Annotated in this window: 13 protein-coding genes; 12 read left to right on the plus strand and 1 reads right to left on the minus strand. The window is 31.5% G+C overall.

Annotated features, from left to right (window positions below; all coding sequences use genetic code 11):
* The 11 genes from EP747_RS24560 to EP747_RS23675 all read left to right on the plus strand — a co-directional run.
* On the plus strand, positions 1–232 hold a 232-nt coding region (locus tag EP747_RS24560; protein WP_205753863.1), incomplete at its 5' end, for a hypothetical protein.
* A gap of 127 nt (positions 233–359) precedes the next feature.
* Positions 360–590 (plus strand): hypothetical protein, encoded by a 231-nt coding sequence (locus EP747_RS23630; RefSeq protein ID WP_235832982.1) that lies wholly within the window; start codon positions 360–362, stop codon positions 588–590.
* A gap of 203 nt (positions 591–793) precedes the next feature.
* Positions 794–1,918, plus strand: a complete 1,125-nt coding sequence (locus EP747_RS23635) for an IS110 family transposase (protein WP_129692430.1) — start codon at positions 794–796, stop codon at positions 1,916–1,918.
* A gap of 496 nt (positions 1,919–2,414) precedes the next feature.
* The gene (locus tag EP747_RS23640; RefSeq protein WP_129692431.1) at positions 2,415–2,843 is read left to right on the plus strand and encodes an SMI1/KNR4 family protein; all 429 of its coding nucleotides are present in this window, start codon (positions 2,415–2,417) and stop codon (positions 2,841–2,843) included.
* Between the two features lie 35 nt (positions 2,844–2,878).
* A complete protein-coding gene (locus EP747_RS23645) occupies positions 2,879–3,358 on the plus strand; it encodes a hypothetical protein (RefSeq protein ID WP_129692432.1) in 480 nt (159 codons plus the stop codon).
* Between the two features lie 147 nt (positions 3,359–3,505).
* The gene (locus EP747_RS23650) at positions 3,506–3,931 is read left to right on the plus strand and encodes a hypothetical protein (RefSeq protein ID WP_129692433.1); all 426 of its coding nucleotides are present in this window, start codon (positions 3,506–3,508) and stop codon (positions 3,929–3,931) included.
* Positions 3,932–4,117: 186 nt separating this feature from the next.
* Positions 4,118–4,429: a hypothetical protein gene (locus tag EP747_RS23655; protein ID WP_129692434.1), complete on the plus strand. Its 312-nt coding sequence runs from the start codon at positions 4,118–4,120 to the stop codon at positions 4,427–4,429.
* A gap of 159 nt (positions 4,430–4,588) precedes the next feature.
* Complete coding sequence (locus tag EP747_RS23660; RefSeq protein ID WP_129692435.1) at positions 4,589–5,008, plus strand: GNAT family N-acetyltransferase; 420 nt, start codon at positions 4,589–4,591, stop codon at positions 5,006–5,008.
* 196 nt (positions 5,009–5,204) lie between these two features.
* Positions 5,205–5,690 (plus strand): hypothetical protein, encoded by a 486-nt coding sequence (locus EP747_RS23665; RefSeq protein ID WP_129692436.1) that lies wholly within the window; start codon positions 5,205–5,207, stop codon positions 5,688–5,690.
* 199 nt (positions 5,691–5,889) lie between these two features.
* Positions 5,890–6,429 (plus strand): hypothetical protein, encoded by a 540-nt coding sequence (locus tag EP747_RS23670; protein WP_419179345.1) that lies wholly within the window; start codon positions 5,890–5,892, stop codon positions 6,427–6,429.
* A gap of 197 nt (positions 6,430–6,626) precedes the next feature.
* Positions 6,627–7,097 (plus strand): hypothetical protein, encoded by a 471-nt coding sequence (locus EP747_RS23675; RefSeq protein WP_129692438.1) that lies wholly within the window; start codon positions 6,627–6,629, stop codon positions 7,095–7,097.
* 132 nt (positions 7,098–7,229) lie between these two features.
* On the opposite strand, the gene EP747_RS23680 is transcribed toward EP747_RS23675, so the two are convergent.
* On the minus strand, positions 7,230–7,688 hold the full coding sequence (locus EP747_RS23680; RefSeq protein WP_129692439.1) for a hypothetical protein: 459 nt from the start codon (positions 7,686–7,688) through the stop codon (positions 7,230–7,232).
* Between the two features lie 227 nt (positions 7,689–7,915).
* Between EP747_RS23680 and EP747_RS23685 the strand changes: the two genes are divergently transcribed.
* Positions 7,916–8,402 (plus strand): group-specific protein (locus EP747_RS23685; protein ID WP_129692440.1); only part of this gene is annotated, 487 nt, incomplete at its 3' end.

Here is an 8,402-nt window from a genome sequence, read left to right on the forward strand (position 1 = left end):
TAATTTTGTAAGGAATAGTAATAATATTCGAATCGAGCATATTAGGCATCAACCTGGTGGCAGAGATATCTCTTCTTATAATCTTTATATGTTTGTATCGACAATTGATAAAGCCTTTAGCAAACTTCTTAGACAACTTCATAGAAATATCAAGATAAAGGACACCCTTTATGTCAAGACGTTATCGATAAATATAACGAATTTTCATCTATTATTAGGAAGTCTGAAATGACGTAAGTGAAACGGCAATAATCAAAGGAGATTATATAACTAAAGCATTGCGTTTGTTGAATTAGAACATGGACTGATATTAAAAATGGTATTTGATTTGTTAAAGAGAAATATAGGAGTTGGGTCTAGTGAATTGGGATTTAAATACCTTTTTAAACAAGTTGGAAGAAAGTAATATTGCGTATAGCTTAAAAAAAATTCGAGATGAAGCCATTATGGTAGCAATTCGAATGCCAGGTGAACGGTGGGAAGTAGAATTTATGGATGATGGTACAGTCGAGATTGAAAAATTCATTAGTGATGGGGATTATTACGACCATAAAGAATTAGAGATTTTGTTTAGAGATTTTAGTGATTAACTTATGCAACTAACTCATGCTTTAGTTGAACAACGAGATCGACTGTTTAGTCGATTTTTTTTATTCAACAAAATGGCAGTTTAGTCATAATGAACGAAACGGCTCCATTTTGCTTATCGTAGGTTGCAGTTGGCAATAATGGGAGTGATTAAAAAGCCTACCCAAACCAAATGTAGAGCTACAAACAAAAGGAGCCGTGTATTATGAAGGATGGTCAAAAATTTATTGGTTTAGACGTTTCGAAAGATATTATTGCTGTTGGAATTGCTGATGAAGGAAGAGGTGCACCAAGATTTCATGGAAATATCCAAAATACTCCAGAAGCTATTCGAAAACTTTTTAAGAAGCTAGGTGATCCAGAGAAATTACTAGTTTGTTATGAAGCTGGTTCATGTGGGTATAGTATTTATCGTCAGCTTCTATCAATGGAAATTGAATGCATTGTAGTTGCACCAACTCTTATACCTAAACGTACTGGAGATCGAGTTAAAACGGATCGTCGTGATTCACTACGTTTAGCTCAGCTTCTTCGAGCTGGTGAACTAACTGCTGTTTGGGTACCAGATGAAGTACATGAGGCATTGAGAGATTTAATTCATGCTCGTTCTGATACTCGTGAAGATTTACAAAAAGCACGTCAAAGATTAGTTCATTTCTTGCTTCGTCATGAAATACGCCCACCTCAAGGCGTTAAGAATTGGACAATCAAACATCGTGACTGGTTAAGTAAACTCACTTTTGAAAAATCATCATTACGCATCGTATTCCAAGAATATTTACATTCTATTTATGAGGTTGAAGAAAGAATGAAGCGTATTGAAGCCCAAGTTCATGAAGAAGCAATCAAAAGTGAACATGCACCTGTTATACAAGCACTTCAAACTTTAAGAGGAATAGCTGAAGTAACAGCTGTCACACTTGTCGCAGAGATTGGTCAATTTTCACGTTTTTCAAATCCAAGACAATTAATGTCATACGCAGGTCTAGTTCCTAAAGAATACTCGAGTGGTTCAAGTCGTTGGCAGGGTCCGATTACTAAAATAGGAAACTCACACATCCGCCGAGCTTTAGTAGAATGTTCATGGGCATATCGTCATCGTCCTTCTCTTAAAGGTGAGTTATTGAAAAGGCAAGCTGGTCAGCCACTTGAAGCACAAAGAATTGCCTGGAAAGCACAACACCGTCTCAATTTAAAATATAATCGGATTACAGCTAGAGGTAAGGCAGGAAAGTTTGCAGTTGTAGCTGTTGCTCGTGAATTACTTGGATTTATCTGGGCAATCGGATGTAGTATTGAAGATCAAAAATTAAACCAATCTGTTGCTTAATAGTTAATCTTTTTTGTATAAAAAATAATAAATAACGAAGTTATAAAGTCTAATTAGTATTGAAATTTTGGCTCGGAGGCAAACACGGTAAGGAGAACCCTCTAGTTCAACTATGCATTAGGTAAAATACCGAACGTGCGCGTTTAGATCGAGGCAGCTCCGTAACGGATAGAATGAAATGTGGTAACCAACCCACGCATATCAGATTGTAAATCACTGTTGAAAATATTTGCCTTCGTGCCAAGGTTTTAAGTAGTTATTCTTAGTTTTTAAAGTAAAAGCTTTTATATTGAATTAAATGAATGATAATCCACAGACTTAGTGAAAAAATCTAAGTTGGTAGTCTTAGAATAAGTCTGCCTAAAAACAGACAAAAACATAAAAATAAAACCATTTGGGTATGGTGAGTTGACAGTTTCGTTCATATCAGTTGAATAAGAAATGTTATAATAATTCAGATATATCTATTTATTTGAAGTTAGAAAGGATTACTAACATGTGGAAAAATTTAATAAATAAAGTCTCAGAAGAACCGTTGTTTAATGAACCAGCGACTCAGGAACAGTTAGAAGAAATTAATGAAAAGTTTAATCTTGAAATTAAAAATGAATTAGCTAATCTTTTAAAAGAAACAAATGGATTTGATAGTGGAGGCGTTAGATTTTGGTCTTCGAGTGAAATAATCGAAGAAAATGTTGAGCGAAGAACACTTGAAGTGTATAAAGATTGTTACATGACTTTCGATAGTTTATTATTTTTCGCGGACGCTGGCAATGGTGATTTTTTTGGATTTTCAATCATTAACGGTGACATACAAAAAGATGATATCTATGTATGGAATCATATAGACGATAGTCGAACATGGATTGCACCATCATTAGAAGAGTTTTTTATTTGGTGGAGCGATGGTTCAATTAGTATTTAATTTTTTGTGAAAGACCTGGGAAGGGAATAGTTGCATTGAAGAAAATTATTGTTAGTGTATTACTTTTAATTATACTAGTGGTTGCATACGTTGTTTTAATAAAACAAAAACCGCCAATTGAAACGGGTAGAATCGTTCCGAGTGATAATGGAAAAGGAATAGCTATTGAAATTGGTAATATAGGTTTAAGTGATATTCATCTAAAGAAAATATTGATTAATAATGAAGAAATTCCTAAAGGAACAAAGATTCGAGTTGGAAGTGGATTACAAGAGTATGATAGCTCCGAGGTATTTGATTTTGAGAAACAAAATACAAAAGTTAAATCAATGGTATTAAAACCAAATATATCACCAAAAAATTTGATTAAGAAGCAAAATCAAGGTACTGCTTCAGCAAAAGATAAAGTATACGAGATAAGCATATTACATAGTAAAAAAATAAATAGAATTACTATTAAATATCGTTATCTAGGTGTTTCTTTTAAGCAAGTAATTAGATTAGCAATGCATTAGTTGAACAACAAGATCGGCTGTTTAGTCGATTTTTTTTATTCAACAAAATGGCAGATTAGTTGAATAAGGAAATGGGCTTCTAAAAAAATATAAATAAATTTAATGGAATTATAATTCATATAATGTGACTGAGAGGAGGTCATTTATTTGAATAAATTTATAAAGATTATTGTTTTATTTCTACTAATCACAATTATTTTTAGTGGTGGTTTTATTAGCGGAAAATTACTATATAACAAACCAACAAGAGAGATAAAAGTTGGATATGAAAAATCAGATCAACAAGGGGTTATCGAAATACGTAATGTCATTACTGATGTAAATAATCAAGATAAGATTGATTATATCCAACAAGTTCTAACCTTTGCAAAGCAAATTAACAGTAAAAAATTGGACTTAGGAAAACCAGATTTACACTTAATTATCAACAGTCCTAAAGAAGGTATACGATTGACTGAAACACAAATATGGTTTACTGATGATGGTGCTATTATTGATTTGGGAGATTATAGAAAAATTAGTCTATCGGAAGCGAAAATGTTAAAGAAAATGGTTGGATACAAGGAACTATAATAATTTCTTTAAGTAACTAACGCTTGCTTTAGTAAAACAAGAAACGACTACTTCGGTAGTCGTTTTTATTGCACTAAGTGGTAGAGTAGTTGAACAAAATAAGACAAGTTATTTATATTAATTGTGTTATTCTATTTATAGAAACAAAATGTAATTATTTACCAAAAAATATTAGGAGGTTTATTTATGAAAAGAAAATTAGTATTATCAATTGGCTTTGCTGGTGCTTTAGCATTATCAATCGGATTTACAAAAGACTTCCAAAATACAAAGGTATATGCACAGACCAATGGAGACCAATACAGAATTGTATCAGTAGAAGAACAAAATCGTAGAGAAGCTATGTTAGCTGAAGGAAAATCAGAACAAGTCACTGATGGAGACAAATATACAGTTATATCAGTAGAAGAACAAAATATGGTGGAAAATAGTTTAGTTCAGCAAGGGTTTGTTCCACAAGAAAATGGGACAGGTTTCTATTTTGTAAAAGTTAAATAAATTAAGTTTCTTTATACAACTAACTCATGCAATAGTTGAACAACCTATGCTTCGGTAGCTTTATTCTTATTAAAGTAAATGGCAGTTTAGTTCCATAAAAAATGCAGAAATTATGGTAAAATTTAAAAACTAAGATATGCATTTATAGGGGGCGTAAATATGGATATAGAAATTCATAGTGATTTCGCCAATGCAAATCTCGATGAAATGAAGGAAGTTTATGCTTCTGTTGGGTGGACTAAACATACAAACGAGATAATTAGACAAGTATTTGAAGCAAGTAATGTCGTAGCTTTAGTTAAGGTCAATGGAAGAATTATTGGGATTGGTAGAGGGATTACAGATGGCGTTTTTAATGCAGCAATTTATGATGTAGTGGTTCATCGAGATTTTCAAAGGCAAGGAATAGCTAAAAAAATTATGGAGTTTTTACTTGATAAGTTAAGTAATTTTTCTTGTATACATTTAATATCAACAACTGGTAATGAAGGATTTTATCGAAAACTTGGATTAAAAAAGCTGAAAACTGGAATGGCAAGGTATTTAAATCCAAGTCTAAGTGATGAGTATTTAGAGTAATTTTCTTGTTCAACTAACTGATGCATTAGTTGAACAACTTGATCGGCTGTTTAGCCGATTTTTTTGTTGAACTAATGGCAGTATAGCTTAATAAGAAAAATAGAATATTTCACTAAGGTCTATCATTTCATGTCTAATTAATTGGTATAATTATAGAGAATTTTAATTAAAATCCAATTTGATATAGGAGTTCAATATGACCAAAATGAATTTGCCATATGGAGTAACAGGGGGATATTACATGCCTGGAGAGGATCCTGATCCACCCTCAATTGATAAATCAAAATTTTATGCTAAATGTAAAGAAGTTGCTTCATTAAAGCATATAAAGTATGAGATATTAAGTGATTTAGAAACAGATTATAAAAATTTTTATGCAGTAAAGTTTTTCTTTCTACCCAAACCTATATATGCAGTTGTAAATGATGCACATCCATTTTTAGCATTTTGTCTTGCTGATGACTACGGTGACTTTGGAAACTCATTCCCATTGAATTTTATCGACTTTGAAGAGTTCGCAGAAGAGTTTTCGGAGTATACAGTTATGAAAGTAAAAGAATTGAACAAACAATTTAATATTGAAGAACATGAGGAGTTAAGAAATGTTCGTACTATTAAAGAACAAGTACAACGTTGGGAGCCAAGAACAATTGGTGACGTAATGTTTAATTATTGGGATTAATGTTGGTATCGCCTTTAAATTTTGTATAAACAATTTAAATAAAGCTTTTTCTTATGTAACTAACGCATGCGTTAGTTGAACAAAATGAGTTGCTTTGGTAGCTCATTTTTTCATTTAACAAAATGGCAGTTTAGTATCATAAGGATAGTAGGAATAGACTTGGATAAAATAATCAAAAATTGAAAAAAGGATGATTAGTTTGAACAAGTTTATTATTCTTCTATTTATATTTTTTGCATTATTTAATGGTAAGGTGCATGCAAACTCAAACTATAAAACACGTACCATAGAAGAATCTTATAGCAATCTTGGATACGTATCTGTCGATGAAGCCGTAAAAGCATTTGAACAACATTTTGGACAAAACTTAGAACTCCCACTAAGAGTGCCACCTATTCCATTTACTCATGTTTTTGGACGATTCAATGATTTGGAAGGTGAACAGAATGACTCATTTGACATGGAATTTATTAGTGAGGAGTCATCAGGAATTCATTTCTTTATTAATGTAAAGCTTGCAAAGTATAGGATGAAAATATTTGATAGGGACGTTGTAAGGGTATATAAACTTAATAATGGAGAAAAGGCAACATATATGAATATCAGAGGTGCCAACCTATTAGTTTTTGAACGAGGTAATTTCCATTATTTATTTAGTGCTAATAAAAAGGTCTCTGAAAAGGTTACCCCTGAAATATTAGTTCAAATAGCTAATTCAATTGATTATTCTACAAAATAAAGCAAAATATGCTTTAACTAACTCCTTGGTTCATAAATCATTAATCTTATGCAACTAACGCATGCTTATGTTGAATAAGATCGCGCGTCGCAAATACGGTTTTCCTTATTCAACATAATGGCAGTTTAGTTGCACAAGGAATTTATATACTCTTATTGAATTTAATAAATATATATCAACTAAAATGGGGTGTTCTTTTGAGTTCAACTTATAAAGGATTAGTAGAAATTGACCTTGATGATGGAGAAGTCAATATCACTGTTTCTGGAGAACAACAGGATTTCACTTTTACTTCTGATTTAGGTTCCGTTATTTTACCTCAGCTATTCTTAGCGTTATCCTCACTTTATAATGGGAAAAGTAGTCGTGTTCGATTGAGTAATTACTGTAATAGTGACTATTATAATTTTGTAAGGAATAGTAATAATATTCGAATCGAGCAAATTAAACATCAACCTGGTGGCAGAGATTTCTATTCTTTTAATCTTTATATGTTTGTATCGACCATTGATAAAGCCTTTAGCAAACTTCTTAGACACCTTCATAGAGAAGGGATATTACCATTGCGATTTCAAGACGAAGAAGATGAAGCTCACCCTTTATGTAAAAACGTTCTCGATAAATATAACGAATTTTCATCTATTATTAGGAAGCCTGGAATGAAGTAGTGTAAAGGCAATGAACAAGGTATTTTATTTCACTAACTGATGCTTTAGTTCAATAACGAATAATCAAATTTGTATTAAATAAAAAGATAGTAAAACAGATGATTTCCGTTTTACTATCTTTTTTATAAAACATTAATTTTTAAAAGTGAATACTTGCATGTGTTTTCGTTGACCATTGCAATCTTTTGGTTTCATATCTTCTTTTCTTATGAGAGGTTCATCTTGCCATGTAATTACAACTGTAAGTTCGTTTGCTTTAACTGAAATTGGAAAGTGACGTCTAAAACTATTGCGACCTACTTTATCCTGTTCATCTGTAAATAGTTCAAATTTAGTTTGAGTCTTTGGTTCGTTTCGAAAAACATCGACATGAACATTATAAGCCCAACTAGCGTTATTGATAACAGATAAAGAATATACATCAAAAACATCTTTCCTTGCTTCTTGTTCAGTAGATGTATCTATTTTTAGTTTCCAATGATCAGTCTCTTGTATAATTGGTAAGGATTTAGGAGTAAATGCATGTGCGTTTAATGTGCCTCCAAAAAATGAAACCAATAAAATGCATGTATAAGATAAAAACTTATTCATAATACTGTTCTCCTTTATTACTTTTAATTTAGTTTCTCTAAAGAAGAAATTGTTATTCATTTAAATTAGTTTCTTTATAAGCAGTTTATTTTCTTACTAACGCATGCAATAGTTTAACAACAAGATCGGCTGTTTAGTCGGTCTTTATTATTTTGCTGGCAATATAGTTTAATAAGAAAGACGAATAAAATTAAAATTGAAAAAGTACTCAAAACGGGGGAGATTTTATGAAATACGTTTATCATATGGTCCCAAAAAATATGAGTGGAGAAGCACTTATGTCCTTAAATAAAATAAAGCTTTTGGATTCAGAATTATATAAACAATATGCAAAAAAATATTTTGACCACCCTGAACGACCCAAACTGTTGGAAAAAGAAATTCCAAAATTGAATTGCTTGTGGAATGATGTCATTCATTTTTTACCTATCCATCCACATCTTGTTTATGATGCCTTAAGAACTGTGGGCGTTAAAGTAAAAACAGATTTACTGTTTTATAAGATCCCGACTACAAATTTAGTAAATAATCAAAATGTGGTTTATTTATACCGTAAAGAAAATTATATAGGACCTGCTGCGAACATAAATAGCGAAGATGTTCATTTTATTGATATAGAGGAATATGAAGAATTGACTGAGCTTCCAATCGATACCCGAAATTACTATGAGGAAGAAAATAGGAAAGGCAATCAGTTTGGAATATTTCCATTTA

Source organism: Gottfriedia acidiceleris, assembly GCF_004138285.1.
Lineage (GTDB): Bacteria > Bacillota > Bacilli > Bacillales > Bacillaceae_G > Gottfriedia > Gottfriedia acidiceleris_A.